17 protein-coding genes and 1 other RNA gene are annotated in these 16,281 nt (G+C 56.4%); 6 read left to right on the forward strand and 12 right to left on the reverse strand.

Features of this window, described 5'->3' with window-relative positions:
• Positions 1–117 precede the first annotated feature (117 nt).
• Both rnpB and rsmI read right to left on the reverse strand, forming a co-directional pair.
• Positions 118–476, reverse strand: an RNA gene (gene rnpB, locus AO242_RS26005) — RNase P RNA component class A.
• Between the two features lie 72 nt (positions 477–548).
• Positions 549–1,421, reverse strand: coding sequence for a 16S rRNA (cytidine(1402)-2'-O)-methyltransferase (gene rsmI, locus AO242_RS26010; protein ID WP_099270941.1), 873 nt, complete (start codon positions 1,419–1,421; stop codon positions 549–551).
• Between the two features lie 283 nt (positions 1,422–1,704).
• On the opposite strand from rsmI, the gene AO242_RS26015 reads away from it, so the two are divergent.
• The 4 genes from AO242_RS26015 to AO242_RS26030 all read left to right on the forward strand — a co-directional run bounded on the left by AO242_RS26015 (position 1,705) and on the right by AO242_RS26030 (position 5,236).
• Complete coding sequence (locus AO242_RS26015) at positions 1,705–3,519, forward strand: penicillin-binding protein activator (RefSeq protein WP_027900233.1); 1,815 nt, start codon at positions 1,705–1,707, stop codon at positions 3,517–3,519.
• Positions 3,520–3,891, forward strand: a complete 372-nt coding sequence (locus AO242_RS26020; protein WP_099270942.1) for a YraN family protein — start codon at positions 3,520–3,522, stop codon at positions 3,889–3,891.
• A 176-nt stretch (positions 3,892–4,067) separates the two neighbouring features.
• Positions 4,068–4,661 carry a phosphoheptose isomerase gene (locus tag AO242_RS26025; protein ID WP_027900231.1) on the forward strand — a complete coding sequence of 198 codons (594 nt, stop codon included), beginning with the start codon at positions 4,068–4,070 and terminating at the stop codon, positions 4,659–4,661.
• Positions 4,658–5,236 (forward strand): BON domain-containing protein, encoded by a 579-nt coding sequence (locus AO242_RS26030; protein WP_099270943.1) that lies wholly within the window; start codon positions 4,658–4,660, stop codon positions 5,234–5,236. Before AO242_RS26025 ends, AO242_RS26030 begins: the two co-directional genes overlap by 4 nt.
• A 66-nt stretch (positions 5,237–5,302) precedes the next feature.
• On the opposite strand, the gene AO242_RS26035 is transcribed toward AO242_RS26030, so the two are convergent.
• From AO242_RS26035 to rplM, 7 genes are all read right to left on the reverse strand, one after another.
• Entirely contained in the window at positions 5,303–5,716 is a 414-nt protein-coding gene (locus AO242_RS26035) for a ClpXP protease specificity-enhancing factor (protein WP_027900229.1), read from the reverse strand.
• Between the two features lie 17 nt (positions 5,717–5,733).
• The gene (locus AO242_RS26040) at positions 5,734–6,351 is read right to left on the reverse strand and encodes a glutathione S-transferase N-terminal domain-containing protein (RefSeq protein ID WP_027900228.1); all 618 of its coding nucleotides are present in this window, start codon (positions 6,349–6,351) and stop codon (positions 5,734–5,736) included.
• Between the two features lie 225 nt (positions 6,352–6,576).
• Positions 6,577–7,359, reverse strand: coding sequence for a cytochrome c1 (locus AO242_RS26045; protein ID WP_099270944.1), 783 nt, complete (start codon positions 7,357–7,359; stop codon positions 6,577–6,579).
• Positions 7,359–8,570: a cytochrome b gene (locus AO242_RS26050; RefSeq protein WP_099270945.1), complete on the reverse strand. Its 1,212-nt coding sequence runs from the start codon at positions 8,568–8,570 to the stop codon at positions 7,359–7,361. The genes AO242_RS26045 and AO242_RS26050 overlap by 1 nt, the downstream gene beginning before the upstream one ends.
• Positions 8,570–9,163 carry a ubiquinol-cytochrome c reductase iron-sulfur subunit gene (petA, locus tag AO242_RS26055; RefSeq protein ID WP_099270946.1) on the reverse strand — a complete coding sequence of 198 codons (594 nt, stop codon included), beginning with the start codon at positions 9,161–9,163 and terminating at the stop codon, positions 8,570–8,572. The genes AO242_RS26050 and petA overlap by 1 nt, the downstream gene beginning before the upstream one ends.
• Positions 9,164–9,414: 251 nt before the next feature.
• Positions 9,415–9,807, reverse strand: coding sequence for a 30S ribosomal protein S9 (gene rpsI / locus AO242_RS26060; RefSeq protein ID WP_002555064.1), 393 nt, complete (start codon positions 9,805–9,807; stop codon positions 9,415–9,417).
• Between the two features lie 14 nt (positions 9,808–9,821).
• Positions 9,822–10,250, reverse strand: coding sequence for a 50S ribosomal protein L13 (gene rplM, locus AO242_RS26065; protein WP_027900224.1), 429 nt, complete (start codon positions 10,248–10,250; stop codon positions 9,822–9,824).
• Between the two features lie 256 nt (positions 10,251–10,506).
• On the opposite strand from rplM, the gene AO242_RS26070 reads away from it, so the two are divergent.
• Both AO242_RS26070 and AO242_RS26075 read left to right on the forward strand, forming a co-directional pair.
• A complete protein-coding gene (locus tag AO242_RS26070; RefSeq protein ID WP_099270947.1) occupies positions 10,507–11,544 on the forward strand; it encodes an NADP(H)-dependent aldo-keto reductase in 1,038 nt (345 codons plus the stop codon).
• Between the two features lie 453 nt (positions 11,545–11,997).
• Positions 11,998–12,918, forward strand: coding sequence for a GlxA family transcriptional regulator (locus AO242_RS26075; protein WP_176560700.1), 921 nt, complete (start codon positions 11,998–12,000; stop codon positions 12,916–12,918).
• 111 nt (positions 12,919–13,029) lie between these two features.
• On the opposite strand, the gene zapE is transcribed toward AO242_RS26075, so the two are convergent.
• The 3 genes from zapE to AO242_RS26090 all read right to left on the reverse strand — a co-directional run bounded on the left by zapE (position 13,030) and on the right by AO242_RS26090 (position 16,189).
• Positions 13,030–14,124 (reverse strand): cell division protein ZapE, encoded by a 1,095-nt coding sequence (zapE, locus tag AO242_RS26080; protein WP_027898482.1) that lies wholly within the window; start codon positions 14,122–14,124, stop codon positions 13,030–13,032.
• Positions 14,125–14,185: 61 nt separating this feature from the next.
• A complete protein-coding gene (locus AO242_RS26085; protein ID WP_099270949.1) occupies positions 14,186–15,535 on the reverse strand; it encodes a tryptophan--tRNA ligase in 1,350 nt (449 codons plus the stop codon).
• Positions 15,536–15,559: 24 nt separating this feature from the next.
• A complete protein-coding gene (locus AO242_RS26090) occupies positions 15,560–16,189 on the reverse strand; it encodes an alpha/beta hydrolase (RefSeq protein ID WP_099270950.1) in 630 nt (209 codons plus the stop codon).
• Positions 16,190–16,281: the final 92 nt, after the last annotated feature.

Raw genomic sequence — 16,281 nt, forward strand, 5'->3', positions numbered from 1 at the left:
AAAATTCCGACACAGCTCAAAACGCTGCAGCGCGAACTTAAAGTGATTTGTGAGGTTTAAGATTTTTTTGGTATTACGGAGGGTGTAATACAGCTGAAACGAGAGGGGAGAAAAAAGGTGGAGAGTCGATCTGTAAGCCGGGTTCTGTCGAGGACAGTCATTCCTCTACGACGGCCATCACTGGACGTCTTTAGCAACCTACCCGGTTCCAGCGCGGGCCACGCCTAGGAACCCTATTTGGTCTTGCTCCGAGTGGGGTTTACCTTGACCACGAACTGTTGCCAGACGCGCGGTGCGCTCTTACCGCACCTTTTCACCCTTACCGGCGCCGAAGCGCTTAGGCGGTTATTTTCTGTGGCACTTTCCGTAGGCTCACGCCTCCCAGGCGTTACCTGGCACTCCGCCCTATGGAGCCCGGACTTTCCTCCCCCCCTTAATTGCGAACAATAAGAGGCAGCGACTGTCCAATCGACTCTCCGCCGACAAGGTTAGCGGCACAGCCCCCTCAGAACAAGCTTTAAAACGTCGCGGACTCGGGTTGCAGGGATTTATTCGCCCTTTTGCTTGTCCAGAGCCACCTGATAAAGCAGATTTTTACGCACGCCGGTAATTTCCGAGGCCAAGGCTGCGGCACGCTTGAGCGGCATCTCTGCAAGCAGCAGATCAAGAATCCGTCGTGCCTCGCTTCCGATGACGTCTTCATCTTCAGGCTCGGTCCAGCCCGCCACCAACACCACACACTCACCACGCTGCTGATTGCTGTCGCTTTCGACGAATTCACGCAACTCAGCGAGCGGCAAGCCTTTGAGGGTTTCGAAGGTTTTAGTCAACTCGCGGGCCAGCAACGCAGGTCGCTGCGCACCGAAGACCAGTTCCAGATCCTGCAGACATTCAAGAATACGATGCGGCGCTTCATAGAAGATCAGGGTGCGTGGCTCTTCTTTAAGCAGCTCCAGGCGAGCGCGACGGCCTACAGCCTTGGCAGGCAAGAAACCCTCGAAAATAAAACGATCAGAAGGCAGACCAGCCGCCGAGAGCGCAGCAATCAACGCGCAGGCACCTGGCACCGGGACGACTGCAATACCCGCAGCGCGAGCCTGACGCACCAGGTGATACCCAGGATCAGAGATCAGTGGCGTCCCCGCATCGGAGATCAGCGCAACATCATCGCCTGCCAGCAGGCGAGTAATAAACCGACTGCCCTCTTCGCGTTCGTTATGCTCGTGACACGCAGCCAATGGCGTTGATATGCCGAAATGCTGCATCAATCGTGACGAGTGTCGCGTATCTTCGGCGGCAATCAGCGCCACCTCGCGCAAGACCTTCAATGCACGCACGCTCATGTCATCCAGATTGCCGATTGGCGTGGCCACTACATAAAGCGAGCCCGCGGCGGAATTCAAAGCAACTGGAGCAGTCAAAGCGCAGACCTCATGATTTGTTACCCTTCAGGGCGAAGGTCATCATTGTACAGACTACGACCGCGACCAATGACTCGCAGACTCAAGGAAGACCTGAAAAAGGGAGGAAAAGTCATGATTGGCGCCCGATATCTGCCAGCGCAACATTTCGTAAAGGCCGTTTTACCTCGTGTAATCAGGCACTGCGACTTATATCACTGCTTTAAATGCTAACGACGTCGCACCCATGCCAGTGCTTGGGTACAATTCCCCGCTAATTTGCTCGAGTATCAGGAACATACACATGATCGCTTGCCTGCGGCTGTTCTCTGCCCTCTGCCTTGCTGCCCTGTTGGCGGCTTGCGCCAGCTCGCCTTCGTCCAGCCTTGGCGAACTTCCACGCACCCCTGACGCCAGCATCGAGCAGTTACTCGATCAGGCGGCCGCCGCGAAAACCCCGGAACAGGCCTCCCTGCTCCGACTCAGCGCTGCGGATCTGGCCAACCGGCAGAACAATCCCGGACGCGCTGCGCAAATCCTCACGCAAGTGCAGATTGAGTTGCTCAAGCCTGGCCAGCAGGTGTTTGCCGCGACTCTGGATGCTGAACTGGCGATGGGTCGCAATCAGCCAAAAGCCGCACTGACTGCGCTGAGCCACCCGAGCCTGCAACGCCTGAGCGAGCTGTCCGTTGAACAGCAGATTCGGACCCACACCGTCCGCGCTCGCGCACTCGAAGCTGATGGCCAGATCCTGCCGGCGATCAGCGAGCGAGTCTTCGTGGGTCCATTGCTGCAAGGCAACGACCTGAGCGCCAACAACGACGCTATCTGGAAACTCGTTGGGGCACTGCCTCCGGAACAACTGCAAAGCAACGCGACCGACGATCTGGGCGGCTGGCTAAGCCTTGCGCGCAGCATCAAAGGCGCGGGCACGCTGGAACAGCAACAAGCCGCTATCGACACCTGGAAAGCACAGAATCCAAAGCACCCCGCTGCTATCCAGCTGCCTGCGACACTTGCGCAATTGCGCGCCCTGACCAGCGAGCCGCTGACCAAAATCGCCCTGTTGCTGCCACAGGAAGGCCCACTTGCAGCCGTCGCCAAGGCACTGCGTGAAGGCTTCATGGCCGCACACTACCAGGCACAGCAAGCCGGTCAGAATCCTCCAGCCATTCAGGTATTCGACAGTTCGCGCCTGACCTCTATGGATGAGTTCTATCGCGAGGCTCAAGCTGCAGGCGTGCAACTGGTTGTCGGTCCGTTGGAAAAACCACTGGTCAAACAATTGAGCACCCGCCCGCAACTGCCTATCACCACATTGGCGCTGAACTACAGTGATGCAGGCCCTGAAGGCCCTCAGCAACTGTTCCAGTTCGGTCTGTCCGCTGAGGACGAAGCCCGTGAAGTAGCACGCCGCGCCTGGGCAGATGGCAAGCGCAGCGCTGTTGCGATGGTGCCAAAAGGCGAATGGGGCGACCGCGTTCTGGACGCTTTCCGCCAGAGCTGGCAAGCCAAAGGCGGCACGCTGATTGCGGCTGAACACGTCGACCAACCCGTTGCACTGGCACAGCAAGTTGCTGACCTGTTCCAGCTGCGCAACAGCGAAGGCCGCGCGCAACGTCTGCAGAGCACTGTAGGGACCCAAGTAGCCGCCCAACCGACGCGCCGTCAGGACATTGATTTCATGTTCCTGGCTGCGACCCCACAACAGGCGCAGCAGATCAAGCCAACCATGGTCTTCCAGTACGCAGGTGATGTTCCGGTCTACGCCACATCGCACTTGTTCACCAACAGTAACGATCACGCGCAATACATGGACCTGAATGGCGTGCGCTTCTGCGAAACTCCATGGTTGCTCAACGCCAATGATCCACTGCGTCAGCAGGTCGTCACCCAGTGGCCTCAAGCTTCAGGCAGTCTGGGCCGCCTCTACGCTATGGGCGTCGATGCCTATCGCCTTGCTCCGCGCCTGGGCCAACTCAAAACCATGCCTGAAAGCCGCATCGACGGCCTGTCCGGCAGCTTGAGCATCAACCCGGCTCGCCGCGTGGAACGTCAATTGCCATGGGCCGAATTCGTTGACGGCAAGATTCAGCGCCTGCCGGATACCGCTCAGTAAATGCCCGGCAACACCCGCCAAACTGCAGGGCGCGAGGCTGAAACCCGCGCCCTGCAGCATTTACAGCAGCACGGTTTGCAGCTCATTGCACGAAACTGGTTATGCAAACGTGGTGAGCTTGATCTGGTCATGCTCGACGGGGATACAGTAGTATTCGTCGAAGTTCGCTACCGCCGCCATTCGACATGGGGTGGAGCGTTGGAAAGCGTTGATTTTCGCAAGCAGCAAAAGCTGGTTCTGGCGGCACAATTGTTCCTGCAGAGCGACACACAATGGGCAGATGCGGCATGTCGTTTCGACGTCATAGCCATTGAGGGTGATCCGCGTGGCGGCCCATCCTTGAACTGGATCAAGCATGCATTCGAGAGCTGAAATCCCTGGCGTCCACGCCATGCGGGTAGACCCCGGAACTGAAATGCCGACTCACGCAATATGCCATCCAACACAGATTTCGCTTTTCGCTTTGCGGGCCGTACCGCCTTGCGCCGAGGGCTTCCCCTTCTGCGCCAGCCGATAAGCCGCGATACGTTCTAATTAAGGTCACCCAGATGGACATGCAATCCCGAATTCGCCAGCTTTTTCAGGCCAGCATCGACACCAAGCAGCAGGCGATGGAAGTCCTTGCACCCCACATCGAGCAAGCCAGCCAGGTCATGGTCAATGCGCTGCTCAACGAAGGCAAAATGCTCGCTTGTGGCAACGGCGGTTCGGCGGGTGATGCTCAGCACTTCTCATCCGAGCTACTCAACCGCTTCGAACGTGAACGCCCTAGCCTGCCGGCCATTGCACTGACAACCGACAGCTCGACGATCACGTCGATTGCCAACGACTACAGCTACAACGAGATCTTCTCCAAGCAGATCCGCGCGCTGGGCCAACCGGGCGATGTGTTGCTGGCGATATCCACCAGCGGCAACTCGGCGAACATAATTCAAGCGATCCAGGCCGCACATGATCGTGAAATGATTGTCGTAGCATTGACGGGTCGCGACGGCGGCGGCATGGCCTCGCTGCTTTTGCCTGAGGACGTGGAAATCCGCGTACCGGCAAAAGTCACCGCACGAATTCAAGAAGTCCATCTGCTGGCGATTCATTGCTTGTGCGATTTGATCGACAGCCAACTGTTCGGGAGTGAAGAATGACCGTTAATCGTCTCAGCCTGCTGGCCCTGACCCTGTGCATAGGCATCAGCGGATGCAGCTCGGTGCTGACTGCTACCCGCGACAACCCGATTGAAGACGATCGTGGGACGCGTACGTTCGGCAGCAAAATCGATGACTCGCTGATTGAAACCAAGGCAGCGGTGAACATCGCCAAGGCGAGCCCTGATCTGGATCAGAACTCGCACATCGTCGTCACCAGCTACAACGGCATCGTGCTATTGGCTGGCCAGACCCCACGTGAAGACCTCAAAGCCCTGGCCGAAAAAGAAGCCAGTGGCGTACAGCGGGTAAAGAAGGTCAACAACGAGTTGCAGGTCATGGCGCCTTCGTCCTTGCTGGCTCGCAACAATGACGCCTGGCTGACCACCAAGATCAAAAGCCAGATGCTGACCGACAGTGCAATCCCTGGCTCACGCATCAAAGTCGTGACCGAGAACGGCATCGTCTTTCTGCTTGGCCTGGTGACGCAACAGGAGGCCACCCGCGCGACCAGCCTGGTACAGAGCGTGTCTGGCGTGCAAAAGATCGTCAAGCTGTTCGAGTACATCGACTGACTTCCACTTCGCACGCATGAAAAAGGCGACCCTGAGGTCGCCTTTTTTTGTTACACGTGAAGCTGCTTACTTGACCACTTTCAGACTGGGTCTACCGCTTGGACGCGGTGGCTCGGTATCCGGTGGTGGAAGATCATCATCCGCATCGACGCTGTCTTCGTCCTCGAATGGAGGCTCCAGCTCGAAAACCATACCCTGACCATTCTCCCGGGCATAAATGCCCAGAATCGCCCCTACAGGGACGTACAGGGTATGCGGGACACCGCCGAAGCGACCTTCAAAACTGACTGCATCGTTGTCCATGTGCAAATGGCGCACAGCAGACGGAGAAACGTTCAGGACAATCTGCCCATCGTTGGCAAACCCTTGCGGGACCTGCACTGATGGATACTCCGCATTGACCAGCATATGCGGGGTGCAATCGTTATCCACGATCCACTCATAGAGAGCACGAATCAGATAAGGGCGACTGGAGTTCATCAACGGCTCCTTAGGCCTTAGCGCATATCACGTTCGGCAGCAGACAGACTTGCCTGGAATGCCTCACGCGCAAACTGGCGCTCCATATAATCAAGCAACGGCTTGGCAGGCCGCGGCAATTCAATACCCAAAACAGGCAAACGCCAGAGTATGGGCAATAGACAGCAGTCAACCAGACTTTGCTCGTCACTGAGGAAAAAAGCTTTCTCGGCAAACAATGGCGAGACGCCGGTCAGACTTTCACGCAGCTCCTTACGAGCTACCGCACGAGCAGATTCCTTGCTGCGCGGATCCAGAATCAGGTCCACCTGAGCGCACCAGTCGCGCTGAATTCTATGGATCAGCAGGCGGCTATTGGCGCGTGCGACCGGATAAACCGGCAGCAACGGCGGGTGCGGATAACGCTCATCCAGATATTCCATCACCACAGTCGACTCGTACAGCGCCAGATCACGATCGACCAGGGTGGGTACGCTGCCGTATGGGTTCACCTCGATCAATTTCGGCGGTTGGGTACCCGTCACAACATCAATGATCTCGGCGCTGACACCTTTCTCGGCGAGCACAATGCGCACGCGGTGGGAATAGTGGTCGGCGGGGTCGGAGTAACAGGCCAACCGATTGGTCACGCCCATGGCGGTCCTCCTCGCTTGTTAAATTTATCGAATACACAAAAACGGACGCGCCCTCGGACGCCTCCGACAACAACCGCATTGAGGCAGTGGTCATCGCGGGCGACAAGATAGCTCATTTACGCTTGGTAAATTCTGCAATCTTGCCGTCACAACCACATTTGCCCTGCATTTATTGCCTAAATGGGACGCACGAGCGCGCGAGTGTTACCTCAGCGTTACATACGGTCAGTGAATGTCCTTCCAGTATTCACGCTTGAGCAGGTAAGCGAAGACAAAGAAGAAAGCCAGGTACAGCAACACATACATCCCGATGCGCTGATGCTGAAGCTTCGTCGGGTTCGCGGAATAAGCGAGGAAGGTCACCAGATTCTTGACCTTCTCGTCGAACTGCTCTGCATTCAGACTGCCGGTATTGGGAACAATCGTCAGTTGATCGCATGCTTCGTGCGTCAGTGGCGCGCCCGTCAACGGGTCGTACTGCTTCTTGCCCTCCTCGACCAACTGAATCTGCTTGCAGCCGATGATCTGACGACCTTGCAAGCCAGCCAGCACGTTGGGCATCCCCACATTAGGAAAGACTGTGTTGTTCACCCCGAATGGACGCGCTGGATCCTCGTAGAAAGAGCGCAGATAGCCATATAGCCAATCTGTGCCCCGCACTCGCGCCACCAGCGTCAGATCCGGCGGAGCCGCGCCGAACCAGGCTTTAGCGTCGGCAGATTGCATTCCGATGTTCATGTGGTCGCCGATCTTGGCACCGGTGAATACCAGCTTATCCAGCATCAGCTCATGAGGGATGCCCAGATCGTCGGCAACGCGCTCGTAACGCTGGAATTTAGCGCTGTGGCAGCCCATGCAATAGTTGACGAACGTGCGCGCGCCATCTTGCATGGCAGCCTTGTCCGAGACATCGATATCGATGCTTTCCAGCTCAGGACCGCCGTGTTCAGCAGCAACGGAAAATATTGGCAGAGCAACAAGCATCAATACAGCAAATAGCTTTTTCATTAGCCAGTCACCCTTTCCGGAACCGGTTTGGTTTTCTCAAGCCGGGTATAGAACGGCATCAGAATGAAGTAGGCGAAGTACAGGAAGGTGCAAACCTGCGACAGCAACGTGCGCCCCGGAGTTGGCGCCAAAACACCCAACACACCGAGGATTACGAAAGACACACAGAACACCAGTAACCAGACCTTGCTCAGCCATCCCTTGTAGCGCATTGACTTGACGGGGCTCCGGTCCAGCCAGGGCAGCACAAACAACACTGCAATTGCAGCCCCCATAGCCATGACCCCCATCAGCTTGTCAGGAACGGCGCGCAGAATCGCGTAGAACGGCGTGAAATACCAGACAGGTGCAATGTGCTCTGGCGTCTTGAAGGGGTTTGCCATCTCGAAGTTGGGTTTTTCGAGGAAGTAGCCACCCATTTCCGGGAAGAAAAACACGATGAAGCAAAACACGAAGAGGAAGACGACAACGCCAACGATATCTTTCACGGTGTAATAGGGGTGGAACGGAATTCCATCCAGAGGGATACCGTTTTCGTCTTTGTGTTTCTTGATGTCGACGCCATCGGGGTTGTTCGAACCCACTTCATGCAACGCCAGAATATGCAGAACGACCAGGCCCAGCACTACGATCGGCAGCGCAATCACGTGGAGCGCAAAAAAACGGTTCAGGGTAATCCCGGAGATCAGGTAGTCGCCGCGAATCCATTGCGTCAGGTCATCGCCGATAACCGGAATGGCGCCAAACAGCGAGATGATCACCTGCGCGCCCCAGTACGACATCTGCCCCCAGGGCAGTAAATACCCCATGAACGCTTCAGCCATGAGCGCCAGATAAATCAGCATGCCGAAGATCCACACCAGCTCACGAGGCTTTTGATACGAGCCATACAGCAGGCCGCGGAACATGTGCATATAAATGACAATGAAGAACGCCGAAGCACCGGTGGAATGCAGCAAACGCAAAATCGACCCGTAAGGCACATCACGCATGATGCCCTCGACAGACGCAAACGCCTCTTCAGCCGTCGGCGTGTAGCTCATCGTGAGCCAGACACCGGTCAGGATCTGATTGACCAACACCAGCAGGGCTAGTGAACCGAAGAAGTAGAAAAAGTTGAAGTTTTTGGGGGCGTAATACTTGCTGAGATGGTCTTCCCACATTTTTGTGGCGGGGAAGCGAGCATCGATCCAATCCATGAACTTGCTCATCACGCGCTCTCCTGATCGACGCCAATGACAATAATGTTGTCCGACTCATAGGAATGCGGCGGCACTGGCAGATTCAAAGGTGCAGGTTGGGATTTATAGACGCGGCCAGCGAGGTCGTAATGTGAGCCGTGACAAGGGCAGAAATAGCCACCCACCCAATCTTTGCCCAGATCGACTGGAGCTACTTCAGGACGGAAAGTCGGGGAGCAACCCAAGTGGGTGCAAATACCGATCAACAGCAGGATTTCAGGTTTGATGGATCGTACAACAGGGTCGACGTAAGCGGGCTGGAGCGAGTCCCTGGATTCGGGGTCCGACAACTGGCCCGTAATTTTGCCGAGGTTGCCCAGTATTTCATCGGTACGACGGACAATGAAAACTGGCTGACCGCGCCACTCAGCAATCATCTGCTGCCCTGGTTCGATCTTGCTGATATTCACCTTTACCGGTGCGCCTGCGGCTTTCGCCTTGGCACTGGGAAACCATGACCCTACGAACGGGACCGCCGCCCCCACCGCTCCTGCTGCACCAACCACAGATGTGGCCGCCACGAGGAAGCGACGCCGGCCTGCATTCACGCCGTCATTGCTCATTCCGTCCTCTCCCATCAGCTATGTGGCCTGTTCGATCAGGCGTCTAATTTAAAAATTCATGTATCCAAATTTTGCCGGATGGTAGATAAAAACCCTTCAAACCACAAGGGAATTACTTTTCACGAAAAGCTGAAAGCCTTGTAATACGGGGCCTGCGCTGAATGAGTCATGTTGTCACAGGTATACGACGCGCATAAAAAAACGCCCAGCTCCGTGAGGAGGCTGGGCGTTCTTCTTGAACGAAGTGCGTATTAACGCTTCGAGTACTGCGGACGCTTACGCGCTTTACGCAGACCGACTTTCTTACGTTCAACTTCACGGGCGTCGCGTGTAACGAAGCCAGCTTTGCGCAGAGCGCCGCGCAGGGTTTCGTCATACTGCATCAGAGCGCGAGTGATACCGTGGCGGATTGCGCCAGCTTGACCACTTACACCACCGCCAATCACGGTGACGTAGATGTCGAACTTCTCGACAGTCTCAGTCAATTCCAGCGGCTGACGAACTACCATGCGGGCAGTTTCACGGCCGAAGAAATTATCCAGCGAACGGTTGTTGATGGAGATGTTACCGGTACCTGGACGCAGGAAAACGCGTGCGGTAGCGGTCTTGCGACGGCCAGTGCCGTAATTTTGAGTCGCCGACATAATCAACTATTCCGTTAAAACTTCAGTTCTTGGGGCTGCTGAGCAGTATGAGGGTGTGCAGTGCCCGCATAGACTTTCAGCTTACGGTACATGTCGCGACCCAGCGGGTTCTTAGGCAGCATGCCTTTAACCGCGGTCTCGAGCACACGCTCAGGAGCTTTGGCGATCAGCTTTTCGAAGTTGATCGACTTGATCCCGCCCGGAAAACCGGAGTGAGAGTAGTAGATTTTGTCGGTGGTTTTAGCACCGGTAACACGGATTTGCTCAGCGTTGATAACAACGATGTAGTCACCAGTGTCAACGTGCGGGGTGTATTCCGCTTTGTGCTTGCCACGCAGACGGCTCGCGATTTCTGTAGCCAGACGACCGAGGGTCTGACCAGCAGCATCGACTACGAACCATTCGCGCTTAACTGTTTCCGGTTTAGCAGTATAAGTTTTCATTATTTAGCCTCAGGGGCCGCCCTGATAAATTGAGACGGCGGATCTTACTGAATAGATCGTACTTTGACAAGCAGCATGTCAAAGGCAGCCGTTATACAGACGCTGCCGAGGGCTCGGGTCGGCGCATCTGTGGTACGGCAAAGATGTCTCTCCGGCAGATGGAGCATCACTTCCACTGCAAAGAGCCGCGGGATTATGCGGATTGCGAAATAAATATCAACCTGCTTTTATGGTTCTCTTACTTGAGGAGAAGCAAATGGACTATCGCCAACTTGGCCGAACCGACCTGAAAGTCAGCGCAATCTGCCTCGGCACCATGACCTGGGGCGAGCAAAACAACCAGCCTGAAGCCTTTGCCCAGATCGAACGCGCCAAAGAAGCCGGCATCAATTTCCTTGATACCGCCGAGATGTACCCGGTACCGCCAAAAGCAGAAACCTACTCCGCAACCGAGACAATCATCGGTAACTGGTTCAAGCAACAGGGTGACCGCGCCGACTGGATTCTGGCCAGCAAGATCGCCGGTCCAGGCAATGCCATCGATCATATTCGCGACGGCAACCTCAAACACAACCGCAAGCACATTGTGGCAGCTCTCGACGCCAGCCTTGCGCGCCTGCAAACCGATTACCTCGATCTGTATCAACTGCACTGGCCTGAGCGCAGCACCAACTTCTTCGGCAAATTGGGTTACACCCATAAAGACGAAGATTTCACCCCGCTGGAAGAAACCCTCGAAGCCCTGGACGAGCAGGTCAAAGCGGGCAAGATCCGCCACATTGGTCTGTCCAACGAGACGCCATGGGGCACCATGAAATTCCTGCAGTTGGCCGAAAGCCGTGGCTGGCCACGGGCGGTGTCGATCCAGAACCCCTACAACCTGCTCAACCGCAGCTTTGAAGTGGGCCTGGCCGAAATTGCCATTCGCGAACAATGTGGACTGCTGGCTTACTCACCTCTGGCGTTCGGCACGCTTTCAGGCAAATACGAAGGTGGCGCTCGCCCGGCCAAAGGTCGCCTGAGCCTCTACAGCCGTTTCACCCGCTACTTCAATCCGCAATCGGAAGCAGCGTGCAGCCGCTACGTGGCGCTGGCCCGTGAGCACGGTCTGGAGCCAGCACAAATGGCGCTGGCCTTCGTGACCCGTCAGCCGTTCGTGACCAGCAATATCATTGGCGCGACCACCCTTGAGCAACTGGACAGCAACATCGCCAGTTTCGGGCTGAAGTTGTCGGACGAGGTGTTGGCGGGTATCGAGGCGATTCACAAGGATCATCCGAATCCTGCGCCCTGAACTGCCAGCTCGACTTTAACGCAGCCCTGTGGGAGCGAGCCTGAACGCTATAAGGCTGGACGCGATGTACTTTAAACCGCGTCGTACTTATCGTCGGAATGCCGCCCAGACCAAGCCTCGCTCCCACATGAAATTGCGCTATTCCGTAGGACCGGCTTTAGCCGGGAGGGCGTCGGGACACCCACCCATTCTTCTTCGCCAGAAATACCGCCCTCCCGGCTAAAGCCGGTCCTAAGGGACTTCGGGCCAACATAGAATCTCCCACCTGACCAACATCGCCCAATAGCCTGCTCAGCATTCCATAGCTGGACACACCCGAAAAAAAATAAGACGATCCAGCCGTAACCTGACCACTTCCCCATATAAGAATAAAAGAATATGTCGACTCACGCCTCCGCGCCCCTGCGGCGCGTCAGCATCCTGGCTATTGACGGGGTGTTCGCTTCCACATTGATGCAAGCCAAGGATTTCTTCCATCTTGCCGCTCTGCGCTACAGCAAACAGCTGGGCCTTGGCAGAGTCCCTGCGTTCGAAACCCGACTGGTCAGCCCGGACGGCAAGCCCGTGCGTAGCTTCAGCGACGTCGTACTCCCCGTCGATGGCGACCTCGACCAAAGCGATGTCATCGTGATCCCGGCATTCTGGGACAACTTCGACGCGCTTCGCTTGCGATACCCCCAGGTCATTCCCTGGCTACGTGAACAGCATGCCAACGGCGCAGTGCTCTGTGGTGAAGCCAGCGGCGTGTTCTGGCTGGCAGAATCCGGCCTGCTCGATGGCAAGGAAGCGACAACCTACTGGCGATTTTTCAACGACTTCGGTGAGCGTTTTCCGAATGTTTTGTTGAACCAAGAGAAACATCTGACAGACGCGGACAATCTGTACTGCGCAGGCGGCACGACTTCAGCCTGTGACCTGTACATTTATCTGATTGAGCGCTTCTGCGGTGCAAACGTCGCGCAAGCCGTGGCTCGGGACATTCTGTATGAAGTGCAGCGCAACTACGCACCGGGCCGAATGGGGTTTGGCGGGCAGAAACTGCATCAGGACGTCGTGATCCTGCAAATCCAGCACTGGCTGGAAGAGCATTTCGCCGACAAGTTTCGCTTCGAAGATGTGGCCCGCAATCACGGCATGAGCATCCGCAACTTCATGCGCCGTTTCCAGACTGCCACCGGAGACAAGCCCCTGCACTACCTGCAACGCCTGCGCATCGAAACCGCCAAAGGCTTGCTGTCCGGCACGCGCAAAAGCATCAAGACCATCAGCTATGAAGTCGGGTACGACGACGCCAGCTTCTTCGCCCGACTGTTTCGTCAACATACAGAGTTGTCGCCGAATCAGTATCGGCAGCAGTTTCAGCAGGCCGCGTAAGCGGCCTGCTGAAACGTAGGACCGGCTTTAGCCGGGAGCGCGTCAGACTTGTCTCCCGGCTAAAGCCGGTCCTACAAACCCGTCCGAGGCGCCGCGACGCCAAGCGATCGCCTACGGCTTATGCGCCCGCGATAAGAACTCATGGGACTGCATTTCCAGCAACCGGCTCAATGTCCGCTGGAACTCGAAGTTCAGACGTCCACCCGTGTACAAATCCTTCAATTCAACTTCAGCCGAGATGATCAGCTTGACGTTACGGTCGTAGAATTCGTCGACCATGTTGATGAAGCGTCGGGCGATGTCGTCGGTGGTGACGCTCATCTGCTCAACGCCACTGAGCAACACGGCGTGGTAGATCTTGCCCAGCTCAATGTAGTCGTTCTGGCTACGCGGGCCGTCGCACAGTTCGCGGAAGTCGAACCAGGCCACGTCATCACAAGTGCGCAGTGCACGGATTTCGCGATTCTCGATCATCAGCACATCGTTTTCGATGGTCTCGGCGCAATCAGGCGTAAGGGCCTTGAAGCTCTTGCGCAGACTTTCCTGCGCGGCTTCATTCAGCGGGAAGTGGAACAGCTCAGCCTGCTCAAGGTGACGCAGGCGATAGTCCACGCCGCTGTCGACGTTGACGATTTCGGTGTTCTGTTTGATCAGCGCGATAGCGGGCAGGAAGCGCGCACGTTGCAGGCCATCCTTGTACAGGCCGTCCGGGACGATGTTCGAGGTCGCGACCAGAGTCACGCCATTCTTGAACAGTTCTTCCATCAAGGTGCCGAGGATCATGGCGTCGGTGATGTCGGAGACGAAGAACTCATCGAAACAGATCACCCGCGCTTCATCAGAAAAACGCTTGGCGATGAGGGTCAGCGGGTTTTTCTCCCCCTTGAGGGTCTTCATCTCTTCGTGCACGCGCTTCATGAAACGGTGGAAGTGAGTACGGACTTTCTGCTCGAACGGCAGGGCTTCGAAGAAGGTGTCGACCAGGTAGGTCTTGCCCCGGCCAACGCCACCCCAGAAGTACAAGCCCTTCACCGGCGCCTGTTCCTTCTTGCCAAACAGCTTGCCGAACATGCCCGGCTTGCTCTGGTTGGCGGCAACCAGATCGTCATAAAGACGCTGCAAGTGACGCACAGCCGTTTCCTGCGCCGCATCATGAAAGAAGTCAGGGCGTTTCAGATCAGCTTGGTATCGTTCTAGAGGGGTCATATTCGCTAACAAGGCAACAAAAACGGGCCGTCACTGTAGCGACGGCCCGGCAGATTGGCAATTAATCCTGTTGGGGGGCAAGAGCCAGCTTGAGGCTTTCGATAGCGGCATCACGCGCTGCAGCGTCGACAAATTGCGGACTTTCGGCGATGTGCTCACCATTGATCCAGAGAGTAAACCCGAAATGCTCTGGACGGAGCTCGAATTCACTGCCCTGCTGCAGCTGTTTGCTGACTGCGCCAGCGGCCTTGCCATCAGCGAAATTGCGCGACAACAGCAACTGCTCGCCATCGGCCGCCAGCAGACGGAAACGGAAACTGCCATCGTCTTCACGGAAGCTGACAAAGCGTGCACCCTTGGCAACTTTCTTCTTGCCGGTTTCGGCCACTTGCACATTGCTGCGGAATGAACGCAGGCCTACCGCTTCACGTAACTCGCCGAGGAAAGGTGTGGCGACTTTCCGGGCTTTCTCTGCGCCAGCCAGCAGAATATCTTCCAGGTCCGCCGGACGCTCGATCAGACGATGGTAGTTCTCACGAGCTTCGCCCAGCTCACTATCCAGCAAGGTGAACAGGCGACTCTTCGCTTCACCCCAACCAAGACCTTGCAACAAGTCGGAGCGGAACTCTGCGATCTGCTCTGGGGTAGCGAAGGCCTGATAGAGCGTGAAGAGATGGGAGTTGTCAGGGTCTTTGGCTTCACCCGGTGCCTTGGAGTCAGTCACGATGCGCGAAATCGCATCCTTCATGTCCTTGGCGCTGCTGAACAACGGAATCGTGTTGTCGTAGCTTTTCGACATTTTGCGGCCGTCGAGACCTGGCAGCGTGGCGACGCTTTCCTCGATCAGGGCTTCAGGCATGACGAAGAACTCTCTGCCCTTGCCGAACAAGTGATTGAAGCGCTGGCCGATATCGCGGGCCATCTCGACATGCTGAATCTGGTCACGACCCACCGGAACCTGATGCGCGTTGAACATCAAAATGTCGGCTGCCATTAACACCGGGTAGCTGTACAAGCCCATGGTGACGCCAGCATCCGGGTCTTCACCGGTTTCGACGTTCTTGTCCACGGACGCTTTGTAGGCGTGAGCACGGTTGAGCAAGCCTTTGGCAGCAACGCAGGTCAGCAGCCAGGTCAGCTCGGTGATTTCCGGGATATCGGACTGGCGATAGAAAGTCACGCGATCCACATCCAGGCCAGCAGCCAGCCAGGTTGCGGCGATTTCCAGACGCGAGCGCTGAATGCGCAGCGGGTCATCGCATTTGATCAAGGCGTGGTAGTCAGCCAGGAAGTAGAACGAATCAGCATCGCTCTGGCGGCTGGCAACGATGGCCGGGCGGATTGCGCCCGCGTAGTTACCCAGGTGAGGCGTGCCGGTGGTAGTAATACCGGTCAGGATACGAGTGGTCATGGCAGGTCGCTTATGGGGCTGTCATCAGTTCGAAAGGCGTGGCGCAACCAGATCTTTGAGATCAGTGAGCTTGCCGTGAAAAAAGTGTCCACATTCTGCCACTTTCAGCAGTTCATGTGGGCGCGGCAATGCTGCCGACCAGTTGTAAACCAGTTCAGGCTCGACGACTTCGTCGGTCTCCGGCTGGATAACGGTCAGCGGGCAGTTCTGCGGCAGAGGATATTGCTCGCTCAAGCGCATGACCGCAGGCGCGACCATGAACAGATGGCTAATCGTGTGTCCAGCGCCCTCAAGCCGGCCGGCAAGACTGGCTGCAACGAAACCACCAAAGGAAAAACCGAACAGTGTGAGGGGCAGATCGGGGTGTTTTTCCAGCACCCAGCGAGCGACGGCCTGAGCATCTTCGATTTCGCCAGGGCCCGCTTCAGACGTACCGGCGCTCGCCCCGACGCCACGATAATTGAAACGCAATGTAATCAAACCCGCATCGCGAGCCGTACGTTGCAGGGTCGAGACGACCTTGTTGAGCATGGTGCCGCCCTGGATCGGGTTAGGATGGCAGATCAACGCCACGCCTGTAGCATCAGGCAAATCAAGGTAAAGGGCTTCAAGCTGGCCCACCGGGCCATTGATCAATACGGGGGTTTCGCGCATGAGCAAAAAGGAACTCCGTGACCTCGCAATGGGTCGACTCGTCTAGCTGATTGTCTGCAAATAGCATATCCGTGAGCGTGTCGCGGTATACA

Origin of the sequence: Pseudomonas sp. ICMP 561 (assembly GCF_002699985.1) — a bacterium.
In the GTDB taxonomy this organism is placed as follows: Bacteria; Pseudomonadota; Gammaproteobacteria; order Pseudomonadales; family Pseudomonadaceae; genus Aquipseudomonas; species Aquipseudomonas quasicaspiana.